Below are 24,487 nucleotides of genomic sequence, written 5' to 3'. Positions count from 1 at the left end.
TAAAGAGATGGGCTCATTCGCTGGCTCATCTCTTATTTTCTAGCATATAAAGGGCTGGTTCTCATGGATGTGGATGTTCAGCCCTTTTGCAATGGCCATTCCCAGTCCCATATCTACTCTGAAAAAATGGCAAAGCTGTCTGGTGATAATCTCTTTTCTTTTAGGACCATCGATGCTGCTCATCGCATTGATGATATTTTCAATAAGGCTTTTTTGTTCATTTTCGCTCAATACTGTTCTATAGAAAAGTCCTGGCTGAGTGTAATGGTCATTTTCACCATCGGCGTTTCTCCAATAGTGGTCTGCTATATTGCTTGCCAATTCCTCTACAGGTCTTTTATAGCTAATATCCTCAGATATATCATCAAAGCTATTAGGGTAATAGTTGGGGCAATCCTCGCCATTGCTATCTGTCCGCATCGCCCCGTCGCGTTGATAATTCTGTGTCATGAAAGGGCATGCATTGACCGGAATGAGTTCATAATTGGTTCCAAGCCTATACCGCTGGGCATCAGGATAGGATAAAATTCTTCCCTGCAGCATTCTATCCGGAGAAAAACCGATACCGTCCACGATCCTTGATGGAGAAAATGCAGATTGTTCCACATCTACAAAATAGTTTTTGGGATTCCGATTAAGTTCCAGAATACCGACCTCGATCAATGGAAACTGTTTCTGACTCCAGGTTTTGGTAAGGTCAAATGGGTTAAAATCCAACAATGCACTCTGCTCTTCGGTCATTACCTGGATATTTAGTTTCCATTTTGGAAAATCCAGGTTGTCGATTGCGCTTACAAGGTCGCGCTGGGCAAAATCTGGATCCTGAGATTTCATGTTCTGCGCCTCAATAGCACTGAAATTCTTGATCCCCTGCATAGACTTAAAGTGGAATTTCACGAAAATACGTTTGTTCCCGTTATTATACATGGAGTAAGTGTGGCTCCCAAAACCGTGCATAAACCTGTATCCGTAAGGGGTTCCCCGATCGCTCATCAGGAACATCACCTGATGGATGGTTTCGGGATTGAGGCTGAAAAAGTCCCATGTCATCGTCGGATTTTTACAGTTGGTGTAGGGATCACGCTTCTGAGTATGTATAAAGTCTGAAAACTTTTTTGGATCTTTAACAAAGAAAATTGGAGTATTGTTGCCCACAAGATCCCAGTTTCCATCTTCTGTATAGAATTTGACGGCAAAACCCCGCGGATCGCGTTCGGTGTCGGCGCTCCCCTTTTCACCACCAACGGTTGAAAACCTTAAAAATACTTTGGTCTCTTTGCCCAGTTTATCAAATAATTTGGCTTTTGTTAAATGGCTGATATCCTGAGTTACTGTAAACGTTCCAAAGGCACCCGATCCCTTCGCATGTACCATTCTTTCAGGAATTCTTTCCCTATTGAAATGAGCCATTTTCTCGTGAAGGATAAAGTCCTGTATCAAAACCGGCCCCCTTGGGCCTACCGTTTGAGAATCCTCGTGGTTATAGTATGGGATTCCTGATGCTGTGCGTAATTTTTTCATGTGATCTGTTTTAAGAAGCGGGGCTGTTATCTTAACCCCCGCTAATGGAAATTGATTGTTTTGGACGTTATCAGTTTGTTTTTTGAGCAGGTTGATTAATTCCATGTATCCTCGTTAGCCTTTTTCTCAATGTCTTTGGCAAAGAGCGGGGTTTCTTCATGGTTGTGTTTAGCCGCATTTTTGAGCATTTCAGGTTTTACTAGCGCTAAATCTGTAATGCCTGCCTTTTCGAGCAGAATTTTTAAGTCTTCGGTCAAAAGCACAATGATGTGGTTCGAAAATTCGGTTATCTCATCGGATATCTTTTTAATCTTTAACTCCCAAGTGATGCCCATAGTGGCCCTCCCTAATGGTGAGATGGAATCAGAAATAGAGCTCACACGGCAATGGCCAGCTTCACTGATGTCTTCATGATAGTGCTGTACCAACAAATTATCGCCTACCATTTCTACATTGATTGATATCATTTTTCCATCATCTGTTACAGAAGAGCCGCCGGCAATATGGGCAGTTGAACAGGCCTGATATTCATGGTCTGTTAAGGTAAAAAGCCATTGTGTCAGATTGATTTTTTCTATTGGGGCATTGATCACTGTGGTAGAAGTGTGTTCTGCAAGTATTTCCATGTTGTTAAGATTTGATGCTGGCAATAAATTCATCAGTTGACAATAGCAGATGACCGTAACTTGGAAAGTTTACCTCGACGGTTACATCCACTTCTTGCATATTAAAGGCAGCAATTCCGTCTTTGATCAGGGTAACATGGTAGCCCAGTTCTACGGCATATCTCGCGCTAGAGTCGATGCAGGTATTTGCCCGCATGCCGGCAATTACTACGTTTTCTTTTCCGTGCATCCTTAGCAGGAAATCGAGATCAGTGTTCGCAAAACCGCTCGCCGTCCAATGGTTCTGGGCAACCAGGTCACCTTCCTTTGGAACAAGGTCGGGATGAAATTCCCCACCCCAGCTACCTTTTTCAAAGAGTTGATGTTTTTTGCTCCCCTGATGCGAAGGGCTTAAAAAGCGCCAGTTCAGATAGTCGCTCTTGGTGGTCTGTCTATGCGGGGCATAAATGACCTGAAGATGGTTTGCTCTCGCCCCGGTAACGAGTTTCTTCAGGTTTTCTATTAATCCGATCTCTTCAATACTGGCTCTTGTAAGCGGCCAGAGCTTTCCGCCCTCTGATAAAAAATCATTATAAGGGTCAATAAGGATCAATGCTGTTTTTTGTATCTGCTGCGAGGTCATAAGATTTTAGTTTTAGTGGTTAAACTCGATACTCAAACTATATGCCTTGTATTTAATTCGTTGTTTTTCAGTTGTTTATGTTTGTTTTTGGAGGCTTGTTTTTATCGATATTCCGTTAATAGTGTTTAAAATCGACAGCAAACGATTAGAGTAATGTATCAGATGCTAACTAAATCATTTCAGCTTTTGCACATAATAGCGAATCATCTATCGCCGATTAGCGGAATACCGTTGTTTTTGAAACAATGAATTGTGCTTAAGTTGCTGTTTATTAATTATTTATGTTTTTGGTATGCCAATCGCATTAAGGGTAAAAGAATATTTAAACCTAAAAACCTAAAGAAATGGAAAAAGAAATTTTATCAAGGAAAATCAAACTGATTATGGGCTTGGCCCTAGCTGTTTGGATGACTTTTTTTGCACTGAATGTATTTGCTCAAAATCCCATCAAGAATATCGTCTTAGTGCATGGGGCATTTGCTGATGGATCTGGTTGGGAGTCTGTTTATAAGCTACTGAAGAAAAAAGGCTATAATGTGAGCATGGTCGGAAACCCCAATACCGGAATGCCTGAGGATGTAGCTGCTACTAGCCTCGTACTAAAAAAACAGCAAGGGCCGGTTTTATTGGTAGGGCATTCTTACGGAGGTGCAATTATAACAGAGGCCGGTAATGCCTCCAATGTTGCCGGGCTGGTGTATATTGCAGCTTTTGTGCCCGATAATGGGGAAACACTGTTAAAGCTGTTGCAATCCGGTCCTCCCGCACCAAAGTCAGGAATATTGCCTCCTGAGAACGGCTATATCTGGTATGATAAAGCAAAATTCCATGCAGGATTCTGCGCGGATCTGCCTAAGGAAAAAGCGGATTTTTTAGCTGATTCACAGATTCCAGTCTCTGCTTCGGTATTCGGTCATGTGATAGAGAACGCTGCATGGAAAACCAAACCCAGTTGGTATATTGTTGCAACAGAGGATCAGACCATACCGCCAGATGCAGAAAGGTTTATGGCAAAAAGAGCTGGGGCAAAAGTGACTGAAATCAAAGCCAGCCACCTGGTATTCATGTCGCAGCCTGATGCAGTTGTTAAGGTAATAGAGGAGGCTGCAAAAGGCGCTTCAAAATAGTTGGCTTTCAGATCAAGTGCCTTACCTTCGGTTTTTAAGCTGAAAGAGGTTCCAGGCTATCTTCACTTTCCATTAATTTGATTGTTTTTAGATCATTATTGGAAAGTGAGGATATTGTGATTTTTGTTCCGCCCTCGGAATCAATTTTTAGATAAGCCTCCAATTGCCCGGTAAGGCCCTTTATCAATTTCATGCCCAGCGACTTGATGCTGCCCAGTTCGAAGTCGTGTGGCAGGCCTTGTCCGTTGTCGGTTATACTCAGTTCATAAAGGTTCTGGCTACAGTGTTTTAAACTGATAGTAATTTTTCCACGGTCCCCGGCTTTGAATGCATATTTTAAGGCGTTGGTGATCACCTCATTGACGATCAGTCCCAGCGGGACAGCCTCAGCTACATCAAATTCGACTTCGGTTATCTGGATATCAAATTTAATATTGTTCTTTACATCGAAACTCTCTTTTAGGTAGCGTACAAGTTCAGGGATATATTGTGCCATGTTAATGGCCTTAACATCGTCGGATAGATATAATTTCTGATGGATCAGCGACATTGCATAGATCCGGTGCTGACTGTTTTTGATTGCTTCGAGTGCATCATTCTCTAAGTAAGCAGACTGCGATTCGAGCAGGCTCATCACTGTATGCAGATTGTTCTTCACGCGGTGATGGATCTCTTTTAAAAGCCATTCCTTTTCTTCCAGCAGGATCCGCAGTTTATTGTTGCTCTGTTCTATTTTCACTTGCTGGCTCTCCAGCTGCCTATTGCTGGTTCTTTTTATCCGGTATAAGCGGTAGAGTAATAAAGTGAGCAGTAAAAGCATTAGCGCAGCACCGATGACAACTTTCTGCTGGAATTGCTGTTTTTGCAGGTTACTTTCCTGAAGTTTTGCATTTTGATTGAGCAGGTCGATATCCTTCTGCCTCAGCTTAAGGTCCGTCAAGTTCTGCTGTGTAATCAGGCCGGCTTCTTTTAGCTGTGCCTGCTGGGTTTTTGCAGTCTGGTAAAGCAGAGCTGCATTTTGGTTAAGCAGGCGGATATTATTGTCTTTGAGGCGCAGATCCGTTTCCTTTTTTTGCGTCTGGTACGCAAATTCAAGTTCCTGGGTATGCTTGTCTTTGCTGACCATATAAATAGAGTCGCTCAGGCGTTTACTGATCCCCAGATATTTATAGGCCGGTTGATAATTTCCCATAGCAGAGTCGATCCGGGATTTTAATGCGTAATACTGGATCAGATATGGGGTGTTGTTGGCCAGGGGATATTTTTCTGTATTCCTGATACTTTCATCGGCCTTTTTAAAATCTCTGGTAAGCGCATAGAGGCTTCCAAGGTCGTTGTATAATGAACCTGGGTTTGCCCTTTGCCGCTCGCCGTAGCGGATAGCCTCTTTATAGTTTTCTTCCGCAAGGTGATATTGTCCGAGCGCCCTGTAGCAGTGTCCAAGGGCAACATGGTAATAAAGTTTCGATTGCTCCATATCAGGGGGCAATTTGGTGCTGATGGTTTTTACGTAATTTAAGGCTTCACTGGGACGCTGCATGGCAATAAGGCATTCTGCGTAGCTGTTGATGATAGAATAGATCAATATTTTCATGCCGAAAATAGCATTGCCATCTATGAGTTTTCTATGGTAGATAAGGCTTTTTTCATAATTTTCGGTACGCTTATAGATGCTTAAAAGACCGGTATAAACAGATATCCTATCTTCCACACTAAGTTTTTCATTCAGGTTTTTTTCGGTCAGCTGTGCATAATAGAGTCCCTTGTAAAAATTTCCGCGGTTAACATACTCATTGCAGAAACTGCTGTACAGTCTTGCTTTGGAAGGATAGCCCGCGGATGGGGCATAACGCATGATGAACCCATAATGTGTTTCAGGATCCTTTTTACTGCCGTATTTATACCATTCGGCCAGACGCATGAGACGGTCCATAGACTGTTTGATGTAAACCGGTTTTGCCAGTACCATACTTGATTTTAAACTTTGCTGGTTCAAAAGTTCCGCAGAATCGAGAAAACCGGTATTTATCTGCCCTGGTTTTTTGAACGCAGCATACCAATAATGATCGCTCAGATTAATGAGCAGTTTTACTTTGGAGGTATCGCTGAGAACAGATAATATCTTATTTACAATGCCGATCTGATTCCGTTCCTGATAGCAGGAGGCGGTAAGTAACAATGTTTCGTTATAGCAGTGTTTATCTTTCAGCGCTATGCTAAGTGTTTTGGCCTGGGAGAGCAACAATACGGCGCTGTCAATATGCACTTTTTCTTCCCCGTTACGGTAGATATAAATGCTTGCCAGGCGTAATAGCAGATCCAATTTCTCTTGTTTAACGCTCGTTTCATTTATTTTTTTCCTGATGGATGGAATATTGGAAGGGCTGATTGGAAGATAACCGGGAAAATACTGGCCTTTAACCGTCAGCTCGTTTGCCAGACCGGTTAGTATGTCCATATACTTCATGCGTAGTTTATCGCCATTCTTGCGGTAACACGTCTTTGCTTTTTTATAACAGCTCAACCGCTCATTTTTTTCCTGCAATATACCCAGCTCATACCAGGTCCTACCCTGCAGATCGAACAGACTGGCCTTGTTGGCTTCGGTGAGTACTTTACGGTAGATACTCACTGCTTTGATGTCATTTCCCTGTTGGTGGCATGCAATTCCTTTGAACAGATCTGCTGTTAGTACTCCTTTTCTGTAATCAATTGATCTGCTGAGCAGTTGACCCTGTCTGCCGTAAAAATCGGCAGAGTCAAGATTACTGTTGAAACTGGCGCGGGTTTCATAAGTTTTGTATAAATAATAGTAGGCCAGATCCAATAACATGTCTGCCTTGATCCTGTTGTTGCCTGTTTTTGACAGGCGTTTAAGGATACTGTTGGCATCTTTATCTGAAATGGCAATATAAATGGGGTCTGCTGATAGTCTGATACCAAAAAAGACGAACAATATAATTAGTAGGTTAAGCTTAATTTTTTTCATTGGATTACTGCCAAAAGGCTTATATCAGTTTATCAGTTCTTCAATTTCTTTAGCTTTGTTTGTATCTGCCAAAACATTGTTGACTATCGAGGTGATCATTATCCTGGTTCCGTTCTTGCCCTTGATTTCCAGAATGCCTTCAAGTTGTTCTGTTAAACCTTTAATGAGTTTCATGCCCAGTGACAATACTTTTTTCAGTTCAAAATCTACGGGCAGTCCTATCCCGTCATCTTCGAGGATCAGCTGATAACAACTGTTGTCCAGCTTTTTTAATGTGATACTTACCTGTCCTTTTTCCCTGCCAAGAAATGCATATTTCAGTGAATTGGTAACGCCTTCGTTTATGATCAGGCCGAGAGGTACAGCCTCGGCAATTTCAAATTCAATAGGGTCAATATCCATGATGATCTGGATATTGCTCCTGATTTCAAGGCTTTCTTTAAGATAAACGACCAGATCGGGGATGTAAACGGCCATGTCGATTGTTTTTACATCATCGGATTGATAAAGTTTCTGATGGATCAGCGACATCGCATAAATCCGGTGCTGGCTGTTTTTGATCGCGTAAAGTGCGTCAGTTTTAAGGTAGGCCGATTGTGATTCCAAAAGACTGATTACCGTGTGAAGGTTGTTTTTGACTCTATGGTGCATTTCCTTTAGCAGCCAGCTCTTGTCAGACAGCAGGTCCTGTAGGAGTTGGTTCTTTTGTGTGATGAGCTTATTTGTTTTTTGTTTGGAGCGGAATTGTCTCCATAATAGTGCTATCACCAATGCGAACATGATAACCAGGGCAGTTACGATATTTTTGATCAGGGCCTGTTGCCTGATCTCGCTTTGGTGGAGTTCGGACTTTTTGTTCAGTAGTTGAATGTTCCTGTCCTTAAGTATCAGTTCTGCTTTCGTTTTCTGTGAGGCCAGTGCCGCCTGGTAGAGTTCGTTCTGCTTAAGTTTTGCCTCTTTGTTTAAAAGTGTTGCATTTTGTTTGAGTAAAAGGGCATCTTTACCTAGTACCTGAAGCTCACGGTCCTGGGTATTTAGTTGAGCCTCTTTTATAGCCAGATTGGCTTTGTTTTCCTTAACCTTAAAACTGAGCTCCATACTTGCGAGCATTTTTGTCCTGTTTTCATTCTGAAGAGAATCACTGATCGATTTATACTTTTTATAGTGTGATAGGGCACCTTTATAATCACCGGCAATGGAGTCTATCATACTTAATCTGAAAGCGATCCTTGTAGGTGGACTGATGGATCTGCTTGCCTCTAAGTAATAAACCTTAGCTTTTTCATAATCTTTGAACTGGAAATAAAATTCGGCCAGCGATGTATTTACTGTAGTTTCCCAGGCAGGTTTTTTATTCGCTTTGTACATATTTACCATCTCCTTCCGAGTTGAATCTGCCTGCCTGAACATATTGGTTATGGTATATAGCCGCAGGAACATTGCGGTCGATTCAAACGTATTTTTTTCAGATTTTGCTGGATACTTTTCCGTAAATACGATATAGTTATCAAGTGCCGTCTTTTCCTGCTTTGAGTCTATGAGGTTGTTGGTGATAAGGCTCATGTTGTAAAAAAGCCAGTTGATATTCTTTTCCCGCTCAAATATGATTTGTGCCCTGACCAGGTAATCTGTTGCATCTTTACTATTACCGGTCACACGATAGCAATTGCCAACTATCGAGTAGGATATCGCTAAATCTATATCTTCTTCCTTTGTGCTTTCAATGGCCATCAAGCCATATTTTAGTGCTTCAGTTCTGTTTTTTAGTAAATTGTTCAGCAGTGCCAGGTAATTTAATACGCCTGTTATCTTTTTATACCTGAGGGAACTGTATATATTCCAGGCTTTCATATATTCATCCAGGGCGGGCTGATAGTCAGTTTTCTTATAGTATACCCATCCTTTCCATTTGTAGATTGAGGCGAGCCTGAGCCTGTCATTGCTTTGCTTTAGGGATTCTTCTGCCTTGATGAGATATTTTAGCTTGGCTTCCTCTTTTGCTTCCAGCATGGCAGTTTCAAACCATGCCCAACCTTCAAGATCCTTGAGGTTCGCATTGGCCCCTTCTGATATCACGTTCTTTAACAAGGAGCCTGCTTCCCCGTGTCTTTTGGTCTGGGCAAATGAAATAGCCTTTAAGATTTCCGCTTCCAGAATGCCTCTTTTGTACTGTAGGTTTTGATTGAAAACCAGTGCCTTTTGAATATAGACATCCGCATTCTTTTGATTATTAGGTTCTTTTTTTTCGGTATATAAATAATAATGGGCCAGGTCAAGATATAACCGCGAGCGTTCCTGACTGCTTTTGGTCGTCTTTAGTTTATTAAGGGCCACTTTTGCCTGTTGAGGACTAAGCCCTGGCAATAACGGATCAATCGCCTTTGCGTTGTTGACCGCAAAAAGATTGACTGATAGCAGTAGCAGAAATATCGGTGATCGCATATTATTTAATTTAAGACAATCTCGCCGGTCGGATTACATTTCCTATGCCACAAAGGCTAAAAAAGATACGCAGAGAAAAATCGCCTGTTCAAGGCTCCGAATAAATTTCCATTTTGCGGTAAGCCCAATAAATTATGGGCCTGAAAATAAATCGTTGAGCCAATGCCAGGTGCCATGGAGGACTTTGAGCATCTTACCTATACTAGTTTTTTGTCTGTTCCGGTTATAGTTTAAAAATAACAATAATTTTGATTAAAAAGAGATCATTTCCAAAGTTGTTCAGAAGGTTTACACATCGGCTGAGATATGAATAGCGATATTTCGACAGTAGATCCGGGATTAGCGAAATATCGATTGCTGGGACCATGATTTTTAAGGGCTGGGCCATTTAAAGAGCCCTTTTGTGATAAGGCATAGGTTTTGTCTTAATGGTTATGTTAAACCAATCACCCTAACGATCATGAAAACAAAATTCCTTTTAACCTATATTTTCTTGCTACCCTTATGTTTTTTTAATGTAAGGGTCCTCGCTCAGGATAAGCTGGCCCGGACAGATAGTATCTGGGTCCGGTTACTTCCGAAATATGATAGCGTCAGTAATTTCCACCGGAAGCTTTTTGGGGAAAATTACAGGAAGGAATATGCGCTGGAAACCAAACTTCCTGTTATCCGTTTATCAAATTTTGCGGGAGGTTTAAAGGCTGTTCAAAGAGGCGGGGGCAACCAATAGAAATCCATCAGGCTTTTAGATACCAAGGGCGATGAATGGGTATTGCGCAGCGTGGAAAAATATCCTGAAGTCTTGCTTCCCCCTGCGTTGCGGAAAACTTTTGCAAGGGATATCATCAAAGATAATATGTCGGCCCAACACCCTTTTTCCGCCTTGGTTGTACCTGTTTTTGCCGAAGCCATCGGTGCTCCGCACAGCAGTCCTGTTATCGGCTGGATAGCCTCTGATCCAAACCTTGGCGAATTCTCCGCGGATTTTGCAAACACGGTAGCACTGGTGGAGGAACGGGAGCCTATGGGTAAATCTGATAATACCGCTAAAATGCGCCAGAAACTTATTGAAGATAATGATAATACCATAAACGCAGTGTTGCTACTGAAACTCAAATGTTTGGATGTGTTGCTTGGCGATTGGGACAGGCACGATGACCAGTGGAGGTGGAAGCCATTAAAGTCCCCCAAAGGGATCAGTTATATCCCTGTCCCAAGAGACCGTGACCAGGTTTTTTACCGCTCAGAGGGTAAAGTTCAGCGTTATGCCCAGTCTTCCTGGTTTTTGCCGATGATGCAGGGATATGAAAGGGATATCCGGAACATCAACTGGTTTTTATGGGAAGGAAGGGAAATCAACAGCCGCTGGTTTAACGCGCTTGATGAAAAACAGTGGAATGAGGTGGTCAAAGAATTTTGTGGGCTCATGACAGACGGACTTTTTGAAAAAGCATTAAAAAAACTACCTGAGCCCGGTTATACGTTAAAGAAAAATGAATTGCTTGATCAGTTAAAAAGCAGGCGGCAAAATATGCCCAAACTGATGAACGGTTATTATCATTTCTTCAACAGCATTGTTGATATAGAGCTGACTGACAAAAATGAGCTGGTAGAGATTGCCGATAGTGCAAACAGAAACCTTTTGGTTAAAGTATTTAAGCTCACAAAAGAGGGAAATAAAGGTGAGCTGTTCTATCAGCGTAATTTTGTTCCTGCCATTACCAGGGAAATCAGGCTTTATCTGCATAATGGTAATGACAGGGTGAAATTTAATAACACCGCGTCAGATATCAAAGTGAGGATAATTGGGGGAGATGGAGGGAAGGGATATGGTATTGAGAAATCAAAAAAGGGCATTTTACTTTACGATTCAAAAAAGCAAGAATACAGTGGCGCTGATTCTGGAAAGCTTAGGAAATATCTTTCTTCCGATTCGGCCAATCTGGTATATCTGCCGAAAGATTTATACAAAAGGCATTTTATCACTCCAAATTTTGGCTTTAATAACGATGATGGGCTGTCAATTGGATTGGGACTTAATCTCATCAGGCCAGGGTTTAGAAAAGTCCCTTATGGAAGTTCTCAGTCTTTTTCATTTTTGTATGCATTTGCCACAGGGGCCTTTAAATTTAATTATATAGGGGAGTGGCTGAAGGTCATTGGAAAAGCTGATGTGGTAATTCAGGCCAATGTTTATGCGCCCAGCAATACGCAGAATTTTTTCGGTCTTGGAAATGAGACCTTTTTCAATGAATCAGGCAATAACATTTCTTATTACCGTGCCCGTTTCAATCTTTTTGAAATAAATCCGGCTATCAGGTGGAAAGGTAATAAGGCAATGGTCAGCGCTGGTCTTGCATATCAATATTACCGGTATGACCCAACTGAAAACACCGGGCGCTTTATTGGTGAACCTTCTTTATCGCATTCTGCAGATAGCGCATCTGTAGACCGGGACAAGATGTTTGTGGGAATAACATTTAAGTACAGCCTTGATACCAGAAACAATGGTACACTGCCATCAAAGGGGATTTTACTTGATTTAAAAATAGTTGGTTACAAAGGTCTGAACGGTTATTCCAATTCCTTTGGCCAGTTTAACCCAAGCCTGAGCTATTATCAAAAAATAGGGCCTAAAGGAAACCTTGTTTTTGCTGAAAGGATCGGAGGAGGGATTGGCGTAGGTAAACCGGCCTTTTATCAGGCCCAGTTTTTGGGTGGGCAAGGAAATTTATTGGGGTATAGGCAGTTCAGGTTTGCAGGGGAGCAGAGTGTTTACAACAACCTTGAGCTGAGGCTTAAACTTGGTGATTTTGTGAATTATGTTCTGCCCGGGCAATTGGGCCTTGTGGGACTTTACGATGTTGGCAGGGTTTGGAAGCGTGGCGAAAAATCTGATGTTTGGCATCATGGGGTGGGAGGCGGTTTTTATTTCGCACCCGCATCGATCACGGTAATCCGTTTGCTCGCTGCCTATTCTAAAGAAGGCTGGTATCCTTATTTTGGTCTGAGTTTCAGGTACTAACGAAAAGCCGCTAATTTACTGGTTAAATTTTGCTATTTCGACAATATATTTTATCTGTATTTATGTATCTGATTGTCTGTTAGTGTTTTATGATGTAGGTATGTCTTTTGCTGTACCCCAGTATGTCTAACTAATTCTAATGGTGATGAACAATAAGATATTTGGAAAGAAATGCGGGTTAAGGGTTTCTGAAATGGTTTTGGGAACTGGCAATTTTGGTACACGCTGGGGTTACGGTACCCAGGCAGATGAGGCAGAGCGGATATTCAAACGGTATATCGATATGGGCGGGAATTTTATTGATACCGCGGATGGCTACCAATACGGAGAATCAGAAGAGCTGCTTGGCAGGTTTATTAAAGGAAATAGGGAAAATCTTGTCCTGGCCTCTAAATTCTCTACTGGTGGCTCTGGTGTACAGACCACCGGAAACAGCAGAAAAAATATTGTTTATGCTGTTGAGCAAAGTTTAAAAAGACTCCAAACAGACCGTTTGGATATTTATTGGGCGCATTTCTCAGATAACCAGACACCGATCGAGGAAATTTTGCGGGCCTTGGATGATCTGGTCCGTTCGGGCAAGATCCTATATTGTGGATTTTCCAATTTTCCCGCATGGCGCATCGCTGTAGCCTCGCTCATTGCCGATATGAAAGGCTGGACACCTGTAATCGGCATCCAGATCGAATACAATCTTTTGGAACGCACCGCAGACCGGGAATTGTTGCCCATGGCAGATGCGTTGGGACTTGGTGTTGCCTACTGGTCTCCATTGGCAGGAGGTACATTGACCGGCAAATACCGGAATCAAAACCTTGCTGAAGAATCCAGGAAAAAAGCCTGGGGAGGGGTATTGGTAAAAGGTGAGAACAGCCAGCAGGCCAGCCAGGTTTTAGATGCGCTTGATGATGCTGCGAAAACATTGAATATCAATGTAACCGAGCTGGCATTGGCCTGGTTGAGGCAAAAGGATAAAAGCAACGGAATTTACAGCTGCACGATTGTGGGGCCCAGAACACTGCCACAGCTTGATGTTTACCTGAAAGCATTAACCGTTACTTTGCCACAGGAGATTATAGATCAGCTCAATCTCGCCAGCGCTGTTGCTTTAGGCAGTCCACATGAAACTATTGCGGAGCAACAGAACAGTATTTTTGGCGGCAATGCTATAGAAATCAAACATAAAGTATATTAGTTCATCACGCTAAATTTGCCGATTTAGCGTGATGTAGTTTAGCTCAACTTGGTAAAGGCAGCGATATATCTGCTTGCTAGTTTTGGATATTCATGCTGTGGACCATGACCTGAATTCGGCAGGATAATAAACTGCGAGGTTTTCCATGTTTTGATGATCGGAAACCAGTTTTCTACCGGGAAACTGGGATCGTGGTCACCCATTAAGATCAATATCGGGATTTTGGTGTGTGCCAGTTTTTCCCTGGAGTTATAGCTGTCTGTTTTGAAATCGGCACCTCCCATAAAGTAATTGTTGAACAGTTCCGGCGGCACCATTACGCTTAAGTCTGTTTTTCTGGCTGCTATCCTTTCATTCGATTTTTTTGCGGCCGCCACGCTTGACTGCGAGGCCGGTTCAAAAAACAGGACGATTTCATCATTCAGATCGTTTACCGGTTTAAGCGCTGCGTCAAAAAAGACCTGTTCCGGCGGCGTCCCGTTTTCTCCCGGTGGATTTGAGCCGATGATGATCAAATGGGAGATCATCTCGGGGAAATGAGCGGCAAAAGTCTGGGCAACGGTTCCGCCATAAGACCATCCGCCGAGGATAAACTTTTTCAGTTTCAATGCCTCCGCAAATGCTTTTACTTCCATTGCCACTTCCAGGCTTGTGGTAGGCAAGCTTCCGGTGGACAGGCCGATTCCCGGATAATCAAAAATGATTACCTGGTGTTTTTTCGCAAGATTGTCCAAAAACAGGGGGTCCCAGGTGTCTAAAATTCCCCTGAACCTATTGCAGAGCAGGATGGCTTTTCCCTCGCCAAGGCTACGGTAGGCAATTTTGTTCTTTCCCGCCTGGATATATTGGTTAGGGATTTCAACGGCAGTTAACTGTGGTTCTTTAATTGTTTTCATGTTTCGGTTTTAATTTTCACAATGCCTCCCAATTCTTATGCCGATTGTTTATGTTGCTGTTAATCAATTCGTTGTGTTTTGTTGGTTTTTCTGTTTAGCGGTATTCCGTTAAAGTATCCGTTGGATATATAACCTGATCAAAGATTAGCGATATTTCGATAAATGAGCAGTTTGTGTATTCTGTAACTGATTGTTTTTTAGTTGTTTATCTATTTGGCATGATGTTTAACTCCTGCTTGATAAAATTATCAACATGAACAGCCTTTTAACCAAACAGGTTATCGATCTGCATGCCAGGGGATATCATCTCGATTTTGCAATAACGGCCGATTACGGGGTGCTCTGCATACAAAGCAATTCGTTCTTTCTCAGTGAAGCGGTTGAGCTTAGGCTGGCTGCGCAGGGTTTTGATCAGTTGAGCTGTTGCCAAAAATATGTTTATACAGTAGAAACCTTTACTGGTGAACAGGGACTATTAATGGCTGATGTTGTTTTCTGCGGTAATAGATAGAAATAATGATTTGTTCACACGATAACCAATACAAGTTATGACCGTTTTTTCTGATCAGCAATGCAATATCCTGTTATCAGTAAGTACCGATATCGCCAATATCAAAGGCAAGGAAGCGCTTGTCCATTTAATCAATAACAGGATCAAACCACTTTTAGGCTTTACCGGCTTTACCATATTTACTTTTAACAATCCAGAGAAGGTATCCGAAAATTTTGTGTCGGATCCCGGGGATAATTTAAGGCGGCATCCGGATTATGATAGTTTTATTACCACCGGTTCAACGGTCAGATGGGAAATGCTCTTAGGGCCCGCAGAAGATCAGGGCCCGATAGTTCTTGATCTTGGGGATGCGCCCTTAGCCTTGAGCCGCTGGGAAGTGAAGATCTTTCGTGATTCAGGTATCGTGCAGGTGGTCTGTGTGGTGCTGCAACAGGCGGGCGAAAAATTCGGGCTGGTCAAGTTTTACCTGGAAAAACCTTTAGATCAGGATAAAGGGATGCTCAGTCTGGTTTTGGGAGCAGTTAACCAGATTGCCGTTGCCGTATCAAACATCATTTATCTGGAGGAAATCAAACAGCGGGAAGAAGAGAAGGAAATATTGCTGTCCTTTAGTAACAGCATGGCCGCAGTGAGGACCAAGCATGACCTGAATGCCATCATCAATGACCAGCTGAAAAAACTCTGCAACATCAGGGATTATGTGATTTCTGTGATCCACGAGAATGGAAAAACCCATGGTGGATTTATCTATAACTTAGATGCAGACTACATCAGAATGCCGGAATTTACCAAGGCGCTGAATACTAAATTTGACATCAATGATGGGGTTTTTGATGTGTTTATGGTTTCGGACAAACCTTTTATTTTCAATATCGCAGCGCTGCTCACGCGCAAGGATGTACCGGGGTATATCAGGTTTTGGCACGGGATAGGAATCAGGACCGTTATCGGCATTGCACTGACGCGCTACAGCGAACCGATCGGCGTACTGTGGATAGAGCCTGAAAAGGCCGAGACATTTGATGTGTTTTATAGCAGCCTTTTTAGCGGAACGGTAGTGCAGCTTTCCATTGCCTTATCAAATATACTGGCCAATGAAAAAATAGAGGACCAGTTAAAGGAAATTGATGGTTATAGGCTCAAGCTCATGGAAGAAAAATCATATCTTCAGAATGAGATCGAAACAGACAATAACCATAGTGAGATCATTGGCTCAGGTGAAGAGATGGCTGAAGTTTTCCGGATGATCAGTCAGGTATCCCCAACAGATAGCACGGTTCTTTTGCTCGGTGAAACAGGTACAGGCAAAGAGCTTGTTGCAAGGGCAATACATGGAAATTCAAAAAGAAAGGAAAAACTGATGATCAAGGTAAACTGCGCCGCCCTGCCCGCCAATCTCATCGAAAGCGAACTTTTTGGGCATGAAAAAGGGAGTTTTACAGGCGCTATGGAAAGACGGACAGGTAAATTCGAACTGGCCCATCAAGGGACCATATTCCTCGATGAAGTTGGAGAAATGCCATTGGACCTGCAGGTTAAATTACTGCGTGTACTGCAGGAACGGGAAATTGAGCGGATCGGAGGTAAGGGGGGCATAAAGGTAGATGTAAGGGTTATCGCCGCCACCAACCGTGACTTGCTAAAAGAGGTTGCCAACGGGATGTTCAGAAGCGATCTTTATTACCGCCTGAACGTTTTCCCCATTACCTTGCCGCCTTTGAGGAGCAGAAAGGGAGATATCCATGGCCTGGCTAATTTTTTTATTGAAAAGTTTGCGAAAAAAACGGGCAAAAACGTGGCCACATTCAGTGAGAAAGTTCTCCAGGACCTGATAGGTTATCACTGGCCAGGTAATGTAAGGGAGCTTGAGCATCTGATGGAGCGGAGCGTGCTGCTTTCACCGGGACCGGTGATCAAAGAAATCCATTTTTCCATTACGCAGAATAGGGGCAATGAAAAGAAAGCAGGCCATGACCATATCAAAACAATAGATGAAAACGAGCGGGAGCATATCTTAAATGTACTCAATAGGTGTGGAGGGAAGGTTTTTGGGCCGCATGGTGCTGCAGTCAAACTTGGTGTCCCTGTCTCTACGCTTAACTCCAAGATAGCCAAACTAGGCATTGTTAAGGAAAAAGTTGTTTCCGTTGGGAAGGGTTAAAAACTAAAAGCCCCTCCGCAGGGCTTTTAGTTTAGTGATTGTTAAGCCAGTCAATAATAAAGTCTGTTTCTTCCCGCCAGTTGGCGTGGTCCATTGCCAGATGGTTTTTGTCAGGATATTCTTTATACTCCCTGATCGAGCCTGTGTGGCTATATTTTTTGAAATTGGTATAGTTCAAAGATGGCGGTATAATGTTGTCTTTGGTACCCGAAAGGAACAATAAAGGCACGTGCGGTCTTTTAAAATCTACTTTCCCTTGGCTGGACAGTGCGCCCCTTGCTGCCCGTTTTGATTCAGGTATCACCAGTTTGTTGTACATTTCCTGTTGATAGGCCAAAGGCATACCGTTTGTAAAAGTATACTGCCAGTGTTTAAAAGACATCAGATAGGTTTTGTCTGCCGAAGTGAAAAGCCCCAATGAAGGCGTTACCCCTTTTAAAAAAGACCATTTAAAAGACAGTACGCCCTGCGGCGGAACCGAGTGATATATCACTGCTGCATCAGCCAGCCCTCGCTGAACCAATAGCTGGGTAATGAGGCCGCCCAATGAATGGCCGATGATAATGGGTTTCTCTGGTAAGGCATTGATGATGTTAGCATAATTGTCCACCACCTGCGTCAGGTTCAATGAAGCAATTCTGGCATCAGGCTGCCTTTTCCTGATTTCTGCCGGAGGATCTTCCTTAAAGGGCCAGGAGGGTGCAATGGCCTTATAACCTTTGCTTTCAAAATAGGTAACCCATTTGTCCCAGCCAATGTGGCTCACGAACGCCCCGGTTACAAAAACGACTGTTTTTGATTTTATCGATTTCATTCTGTTTTTTTTATGATCTTTCTTTTGATGTTTAAGAAATCTCTGGTTTGAGGTATGCTTTAAGTTCAGCTGCGGCGTGTAGGAAGAGGGACTTTGATTGTGGGGTATCAGATAAGGGGTTTAGCAGACCGAAATCGTGAATTGCCCCGGCATAGACCATTGTCGTTACCCTGACACCGGCTTCATCGAGTTTACGTCCGTATGCCAGACACTCATCATAAAAAATATCAGCCTCACCGACCTGTATCAGCGTGGGCGGGAGGCCCGTAAGCTGATCTTTGGTGGCCAGTAACGGTGCTGCATAGATCTCCTTTCTCTGTTCATGGTCAGGGATATAATTCTCGTACATCCAGGTGATGAGTGGCGTGGTAAGAAACCTTTCCTGTCCATATCGCCTGTATGAACCGGTTTCAAAATCGCTGTTTACCGTCGGCCAGAATAAGATCTGAAGTTTTATTTCAGGGCCATCGTTTTCTTTTGATTTCAATGCGGTTACTGTCGCCATATTTCCCCCTGCGCTGTTTCCTACCAATGCCAGTCGTTTGCCATCAATGCCTATTTCATGCCCGTGTTTCGCAATCCATTTAGTGGCCGCAAAAATTTCATCAGGTTGTCTGGGATACTGCGCATCGGGTGCGGGAGTGTAATTGATGAAAATGCCGCTGCAGCCTGATAGTATCACCAGGTCTCTCACCATGCGTTTATGAGTTGGGTAATCGCCAAGTACCCAGCCGCCGCCATGTATGAAAATAAATGCCGGTAGTTCTGCTGTGGAACCCTCTGGTTTTACAATGTTGAGGGCAATCTGGTAGCCATCAGCATTAATGATCAGTTCAGATTCGCTGATGCCAGAGAGATCTACCGTTTTTGATGCCTGGGCGCCGACAAGAACTTGTCTGGCAGCTACTGGAGCCAGGGATTCTATAGGCTGGCTGCCCGAACTGTTCAGGGCGTTCAAAAAAACTTTTGTTTCTTTTGAAAGCGCGCTGTCAGCAGAAACCGACGGTATAAACTGGTTTTGTGTGGCTGTAATGTTCATTGTTTTTTTCTTTTTTTTTGTTGGATAGGCACGGATATGCCAAGGATATGCCGTTTGTTTAACTTGTTGTAATTGAGTGTTTTGTGGTTTGTTCTGTTTTGGGATTTCTGTCGGAATATCAATAATTATCGAAATGGAAAATATTCTGGCAGATTGTTTCTTGTTGAGTTAGAGTGTTTTGGTAATGAGGTGGTTATGATTTTTTGTTGAATTAAATTTTTGTCGTAGCTTTAGTGAACCGAACCCTATTTTTGATCCCAAACTGCCTAAACAGACCTAAAGATGATGAAGAAACGTATACTAATTGTTGAAGATGAATTTGTAGAGGCCAATAACCTTGAGATGATCCTTCATCGGGCAGGTTATTACGTTTGCGATATCGCCGGTTATGTAACCAAAGCGCTTGAAATTATTGAAAGAGAAAAGCCTGATCTGGTATTGCTCGATATCTTCCTTAAAGGGAAACTGACGGGGATCGATCTGGCGAAAGTGTTAAAGGAAAAAAATATCGCCTTTGTTTATCTTTCTGCGAATTCTAACAAGGATATACTTGCAGAGGCAAAAAAAACTGAACCATACGGTTTTCTGGTCAAACCTTTCAGGGAAAAGGATGTGCTTGTGACGATAGATATTGCAAACTACTTGCATGAACAAAAACTAAAGCTTAAATTCAGGAGTGAACATGTTGCCAAGGATGCTTTTGTACAGCACAGGGATTTTGAGGGGATAATCGGAAAGAGCCAGGCACTGAATACCGTGTTCAACCATATCAAACTGGTGGCACCCACCGATACATCCGTACTGATCTTAGGTGAAAGCGGTACTGGAAAGGAACGGTTGGTGGATAGCCTACATGCACAGTCACTGCGAAAAAGCAGGCCTTTAATTAAGGTCAACTGTGCCGCACTTCCTGCATCGCTGATTGAATCTGAGCTTTTCGGACATGAAAAAGGAGCCTTTACCGGTGCTTATGATAGGCGCATAGGGAAATTTGAGCAGGCAGATACCGGCACTATCTTTTTGGATGAGGTGGGAGAGCTTCCGCTCGATCTTCAGGTGAAACTATTGCGCGTGCTACAGGAAAAAGAGATTGAGCGTGTAGGTGGTAAAAACACGATCAAAGTTGATATCAGGATCGTTGCAGCAACAAACCGTAACCTGGAGACAGAAGTCGCCAACGGCAAATTCAGGATGGATCTCTTCTACCGGCTGAATGTTTTTCCGATTGCCGTGCCACCTTTGAGGACAAGAAAAGATGATATTCCGGTTCTGGTTGCACATTTTATTTCGCATTATGCCCCAAAGCTTGGCAAAGATATCGAGCGCATATCGGATGAGGCGATGAAGACACTGATGAACTATAACTGGCCCGGGAACATCAGGGAACTGGAGCACCTTATCGAAAGGAGTATCCTGCTCTCTCCGGGGAAAATAATTACAAGTGTGCTCTTACCGATCTTTGAGGACGTTCCGCCTGTGAAAGAAATTACCTCCGTGGGCATAAAAACGATGGAGCAGAACGAGGTCGAGCATATTGTACATGTCCTAAAAATCTGTAAAGGCAAGATCGCCGGGCCAGGTGGCGCGGCCGAACTGCTCAATCTGCCTTACTCCACGCTGGTTTCCCGGATGAAAAAGCTTGGCATAAAAAAGGAAAATGTACTGCGCTGAGAAATGGTAACATGGTGTTACTTTTTCCAATAGTTGTTGGCTGCTGCAATCGTTGCAAACTCGATGGCTACAGTATGGCCGATCGAAATGAGCATGCCCGCATCTCTTGCATAAATATCTCTTAATTTGTCCCGGATCTGGTCATCTGGCTGGGTTGCTTTAATGATCAAGCGGGCCATCTTTATAGCCAATATCCGTCCTTCCAAAGGTGAATCTGTAATTAAGGTGTTGCCGGGGATAAGGTCGATCGTATTGGACATATTCGGTTTTTAAGTTTTTGAAATGGGAACATGTTGTTTCATGCTCCCTTTAACTATTACTTTACCTGGTAGGGCAAGGAGAGGTCTTTTGATAAAATCTGGAAAACATTGTAAACGCCCAGCATAGGTTTATCCATTCCCCCATCTGCGGGTGCACTGATCTGCATGTAACAGGTAAGCACATCGAATTTAAAACTGGTTACATTATTAACGTGGTATGCGGGTACGCTTAACCTGATCACTTTGCCTTCGGTAGCTACCGGATATCCCGGGGAATCCATATACATGGGCATATCTGCTGCGGTTTTGGGCTTGGTCACCTGTTCGGCTTTTTTGTGTTCTTTGACCGAGAATCCCCCTGGCACACGGCTATCTTTTACCAGTATTACCCAGTGGGGATGCCAGACTATCCCGTCGTTATCGAAACGTTTGTCCATATTTTCGTCCCATAAAGGTGTATCGTCAAAATCCGGATGGGAGGTGAGTGCCATTGCTACAATTCCTTCAGTGGAGCTGAATCCAATATCTTCAGCTTTAAGTGTTGTGGGAAAGACATAACCCAAAACCGGTGCCATATCAAATTTACCGATTGGGCTGGGTGTTGTGCCACCTGCTTTGCCGGCAACGGTAATCTCGAATTCCAGTGTACCAAAGGCTTTGTTGTGTACAATTTTTGCCGCCTTGATATTGAAGTCCTCTGATTTGGCAAAATCCCTGCATTTATCGCAGGACCATGCATTAAAAGCTGAAATAGCCAGTAAAGTAATGAATAGGGTTCTTTTCATGATCTGTTTTTTTTGATATTTATTTGTTTTAAAATTGATTCTTTATCGTCTTCTATTTTTTCTATCGACACCGGCTGGTTATTGCCTGTTGTCATTGAACCATATTTGAATAATCCATTAAATGCAGATTATCATGCCAATATTTCTTTCATGGCAAAATGAATGTTGTATTCGGTAGAAGGATACTAATATTATGCCTATTTGTTAAGGTGCTGTTATATAGCTTTTTGCGCATATTAACACTTTTTGCTGAATGGTTGCATTTAAACAATTAGCGAAATTGTTTATTAAGCCCTGGGGTTTGGACTGATTTATATATAAAAAATAGCAATCAATAATACTAGAACAGTTGAAAAAAGATGGATTAAGTATTTGCTTCTGATATTTTTACCACTTCGGTGTTCCACAAAGGATCCGAAGGGAGTCGAACCTCTCGATTTATTTATCTGTAAGTCAGTATGTTGTGTTTTTTGATTAGCTTTGAGGAACCAATAACTCACCTTTACTTTTAAATGCAAAATCTTAATGATTAAAGGTGCTGAATTACCTGATAACATACAAAAGGCTTTGGCAAAAAAAATATTGTTTAAATTAGGTTGGGCAGCAAAATTCAATTATGAACACGCTAATCCATCACTCCGACAGGGCTTGCAATACTTTTATAAGGAATACTGATAAAAAATAACATCAGATGCTGCATGACCGAAAGCTACGATCCATAAAGGAATGCTGTGGCTGAGCGGGTGAATGGAATTTTAAAACGAGAATTTATTTTAATTAGGGAAGGAGTCCAAATTTCTGAAATGAAAAAAATAGTTTCTGAAGCATTAATATTTATAATGATATTAGGCCACACCATGTATGCTTTATGAATACACCAAAGTATATGCATGGTAAAATCAAAACTTATAAACGAAAAATTAGCAACCAGAAAGAACTGGCTGCTAATTAAAATGTAATTTTTATTTTATTATTAATCCTGTATCTAATTTTCAGGACTGGTCATTTCTTGCGCTTTCGAGAAGCGCCTCAAATTAAAATCTGTTTTTGATTTTTCATTTTGATAAATTCCCCTTTCAAACATAATGTTGAAAAGTTATTGCGCTTCCAATATCCATTGCTGGTTTGAAGAACCTGTACTTCCGTTGATACTATATTGGACGATTTTGGTTCCGCCTGTAGTTGTACTGCCCGGATTATCCAATACGTAATGATTTGAAAGATTGCTCTGGATCACATATTTGTTAGCAGCTACCGGAACCAGATTCCATAGCTGGTTAGCACCATTGCTAAGGGTATATTGGATAATATTTCCGTTTAGCGTCTGCGTTCCCCCAGAAATATCCAGCGCCTTATTACTGTTGGCGTTGACGATTACATATGAACTTCCCTGAGTATTAAATTTCCATTTCTGTCCATTGCCTGTGGCGCTTGTCGCTTGGACCAGAAAGGTGCCATTGGCAGTGCTGTTATTTTCTATGGCGAGGTAAAGACTGCTTGCCGCATTTTTTATTTTGTAAAAGGTACTTCCGGAAATACCCGTAGATACCGGTACAGAAAAAGCGCTGGAAGTCTGATTGAAGATGTCGGTAAGGGTAATCCTGACAGAATAACTTCCTGATCCTAAAGTTGTGCTGATCGTAGCCGTTCTTTTTTGGGGCAATGTTTCCTCTGTTGTATTGATAACGGTGCCTGAAGAATTCAACAATTCTACTTTTGAGGATAGTTGTGGACTTTTAGATGAGTTGTTCTGCCAGTTTACCGTTACCGAAGTGCCATTACTAATGGCACTTGCAGACTGTACCTCACCAATGGTAAGTGCTGGCGCACTTCCCTGGTTGGTCTGTGCGGGGAGGGCTAATATTCGGCCTGTACCAAATCCTGCACTTGGCTGTACGTTGCCTCCGTGTTCCATAAAATAAGCATCTTCTGTGGCATCATATCCAGAGTTGAAAGCCTTATCATATATACCGTTCCTGCCCTGGTCACCGGCATTTGCACTGAAACTCCTGGCGGTATGTTTTTGCCATGCATTTGCCGTATTGAGATTCCAGCAATCTTTAAAGAAAGCCTTTCTGATGAAACTGCCATCGTAGGCTGTGTTGTATCCTGTCCAGTTCTCTAAAAAGGCATCATTACTCGAACCTAGAAATGTTGTTCGTTCAGGGATAGCCAGTGTGGAAGTATGGAACCAGACACCCGTTGACATGTTCTGTATAAAGGTTCCGATATAGAGCTTGCTGTTGAGTTTCCAGGCCCTGAGGGCAACATTATACCAGGTGTTGAGCGACCATTGATATGGGTTGATCGTTTTATACCCGTCGCCCTCACCACCGAACCTGCTGCTGGTCGTTCCTGGTCCCGTGTAGGCCACTTCCGAGAAAACCCCTCCGGCGGTATTGGGATCCCAAAGAGAGGAAATCAAAATGTTCGGGGTTCCGAAAGAATTATCGGGAGTCTGTTGCAGTCCTGCGTAACCCCCGCTGAAATTGTGCACAGAGAAATATTCGGCATTAGCCGACTGGGTAATTTTTACCTTATGGAGTTTAACGATAGCATCGGATGGAAAAGTGAAATAGATGTGCTCTGAGGGAGCGGCGTTTTCTGAACTGGCAAGTGCTGTATTGGCAACTGCCAGCGGCGTTTTTGATAGTCTGGGACTTTCAGTGACCATAGCTTTTTGACAGGCACCAAAGGTAGAGAGAATAATGAGGATGGCAAGCAATGGCCATCTCAGTAAAATGGTTGATTTCATGGTTGTTAAGGTTAGGTTTTTTAAGTTGTTTCCAAGTTAGTTATT

Annotated in this window: 18 protein-coding genes; 7 read left to right on the top strand and 11 right to left on the bottom strand. The window is 42.6% G+C overall.

Translation table 11 applies throughout. From position 1 onward, the window contains the following. Positions 1-39 precede the first annotated feature (39 nt). The 3 genes from EZ456_RS13040 to EZ456_RS13030 form a co-directional block, all read right to left on the bottom strand. Positions 40-1,521, bottom strand: coding sequence for a catalase (locus tag EZ456_RS13040; RefSeq protein WP_131530799.1), 1,482 nt, complete (start codon positions 1,519-1,521; stop codon positions 40-42). Positions 1,522-1,616: 95 nt separating this feature from the next. Beyond that, on the bottom strand, positions 1,617-2,147 hold the full coding sequence (locus tag EZ456_RS13035; protein ID WP_131530797.1) for a hypothetical protein: 531 nt from the start codon (positions 2,145-2,147) through the stop codon (positions 1,617-1,619). 4 nt (positions 2,148-2,151) lie between these two features. After that, positions 2,152-2,769 carry a cysteine hydrolase family protein gene (locus EZ456_RS13030; protein ID WP_131530795.1) on the bottom strand — a complete coding sequence of 206 codons (618 nt, stop codon included), beginning with the start codon at positions 2,767-2,769 and terminating at the stop codon, positions 2,152-2,154. Between the two features lie 344 nt (positions 2,770-3,113). Here EZ456_RS13030 and EZ456_RS13025 point away from each other — a divergent pair, with 344 nt between their 5' ends. Next, positions 3,114-3,896, top strand: a complete 783-nt coding sequence (locus EZ456_RS13025) for an alpha/beta hydrolase (protein ID WP_131530793.1) — start codon at positions 3,114-3,116, stop codon at positions 3,894-3,896. A 34-nt stretch (positions 3,897-3,930) separates the two neighbouring features. Here the strand turns inward: EZ456_RS13025 and EZ456_RS13020 are convergent, their stop codons facing one another. Together EZ456_RS13020 and EZ456_RS13015 are read right to left on the bottom strand one after the other, a co-directional pair. Then, positions 3,931-6,885, bottom strand: a complete 2,955-nt coding sequence (locus EZ456_RS13020) for a histidine kinase dimerization/phosphoacceptor domain -containing protein (RefSeq protein ID WP_131530791.1) — start codon at positions 6,883-6,885, stop codon at positions 3,931-3,933. Positions 6,886-6,909: 24 nt separating this feature from the next. Continuing rightward, complete coding sequence (locus tag EZ456_RS13015) at positions 6,910-9,327, bottom strand: sensor histidine kinase (protein ID WP_131530789.1); 2,418 nt, start codon at positions 9,325-9,327, stop codon at positions 6,910-6,912. 460 nt (positions 9,328-9,787) lie between these two features. Between EZ456_RS13015 and EZ456_RS25545 the strand changes: the two genes are divergently transcribed. From EZ456_RS25545 to EZ456_RS13005, 3 genes are all read left to right on the top strand, one after another. Then, entirely contained in the window at positions 9,788-10,057 is a 270-nt protein-coding gene (locus EZ456_RS25545) for a hypothetical protein (protein ID WP_225876535.1), read from the top strand. Positions 10,058-10,183: 126 nt separating this feature from the next. Further along, positions 10,184-12,352: a BamA/TamA family outer membrane protein gene (locus EZ456_RS13010; protein WP_225876534.1), complete on the top strand. Its 2,169-nt coding sequence runs from the start codon at positions 10,184-10,186 to the stop codon at positions 12,350-12,352. Positions 12,353-12,497: 145 nt separating this feature from the next. Continuing rightward, the gene (locus EZ456_RS13005) at positions 12,498-13,547 is read left to right on the top strand and encodes an aldo/keto reductase (protein WP_131530787.1); all 1,050 of its coding nucleotides are present in this window, start codon (positions 12,498-12,500) and stop codon (positions 13,545-13,547) included. 38 nt (positions 13,548-13,585) lie between these two features. On the opposite strand, the gene EZ456_RS13000 is transcribed toward EZ456_RS13005, so the two are convergent. Next, complete coding sequence (locus EZ456_RS13000; protein WP_131530785.1) at positions 13,586-14,443, bottom strand: alpha/beta fold hydrolase; 858 nt, start codon at positions 14,441-14,443, stop codon at positions 13,586-13,588. A 253-nt stretch (positions 14,444-14,696) separates the two neighbouring features. Between EZ456_RS13000 and EZ456_RS12995 the strand changes: the two genes are divergently transcribed. Continuing rightward, the gene (locus tag EZ456_RS12995; RefSeq protein WP_131530783.1) at positions 14,697-14,954 is read left to right on the top strand and encodes a hypothetical protein; all 258 of its coding nucleotides are present in this window, start codon (positions 14,697-14,699) and stop codon (positions 14,952-14,954) included. 37 nt (positions 14,955-14,991) lie between these two features. Further along, positions 14,992-17,118, top strand: coding sequence for a sigma-54 interaction domain-containing protein (locus tag EZ456_RS12990; protein ID WP_205945086.1), 2,127 nt, complete (start codon positions 14,992-14,994; stop codon positions 17,116-17,118). 31 nt (positions 17,119-17,149) lie between these two features. Here EZ456_RS12990 and EZ456_RS12985 read toward each other — a convergent pair whose 3' ends face one another. Next, entirely contained in the window at positions 17,150-17,932 is a 783-nt protein-coding gene (locus EZ456_RS12985) for an alpha/beta hydrolase (RefSeq protein ID WP_131530781.1), read from the bottom strand. Positions 17,933-17,963: 31 nt separating this feature from the next. Next, positions 17,964-18,971, bottom strand: a complete 1,008-nt coding sequence (locus tag EZ456_RS12980; protein ID WP_131530779.1) for an alpha/beta hydrolase — start codon at positions 18,969-18,971, stop codon at positions 17,964-17,966. 285 nt (positions 18,972-19,256) lie between these two features. Here EZ456_RS12980 and EZ456_RS12975 point away from each other — a divergent pair, with 285 nt between their 5' ends. Next, positions 19,257-20,642, top strand: coding sequence for a sigma-54-dependent transcriptional regulator (locus EZ456_RS12975; RefSeq protein WP_131530950.1), 1,386 nt, complete (start codon positions 19,257-19,259; stop codon positions 20,640-20,642). Between the two features lie 17 nt (positions 20,643-20,659). Here the strand turns inward: EZ456_RS12975 and EZ456_RS12970 are convergent, their stop codons facing one another. The 3 genes from EZ456_RS12970 to EZ456_RS12960 all read right to left on the bottom strand — a co-directional run bounded on the left by EZ456_RS12970 (position 20,660) and on the right by EZ456_RS12960 (position 24,442). Then, a complete protein-coding gene (locus EZ456_RS12970; protein ID WP_131530777.1) occupies positions 20,660-20,902 on the bottom strand; it encodes a hexameric tyrosine-coordinated heme protein in 243 nt (80 codons plus the stop codon). A gap of 56 nt (positions 20,903-20,958) precedes the next feature. Continuing rightward, a complete protein-coding gene (locus EZ456_RS12965; protein WP_131530775.1) occupies positions 20,959-21,687 on the bottom strand; it encodes a hypothetical protein in 729 nt (242 codons plus the stop codon). Between the two features lie 1,096 nt (positions 21,688-22,783). Then, the gene (locus EZ456_RS12960; protein ID WP_131530773.1) at positions 22,784-24,442 is read right to left on the bottom strand and encodes a DUF3472 domain-containing protein; all 1,659 of its coding nucleotides are present in this window, start codon (positions 24,440-24,442) and stop codon (positions 22,784-22,786) included. Positions 24,443-24,487 lie beyond the last annotated feature (45 nt).

This window comes from Pedobacter psychrodurus (assembly GCF_004331735.1).
Lineage (GTDB): Bacteria > Bacteroidota > Bacteroidia > Sphingobacteriales > Sphingobacteriaceae > Pedobacter > Pedobacter psychrodurus.
This window is presented reverse-complemented; position numbering and strand designations above follow the sequence as displayed.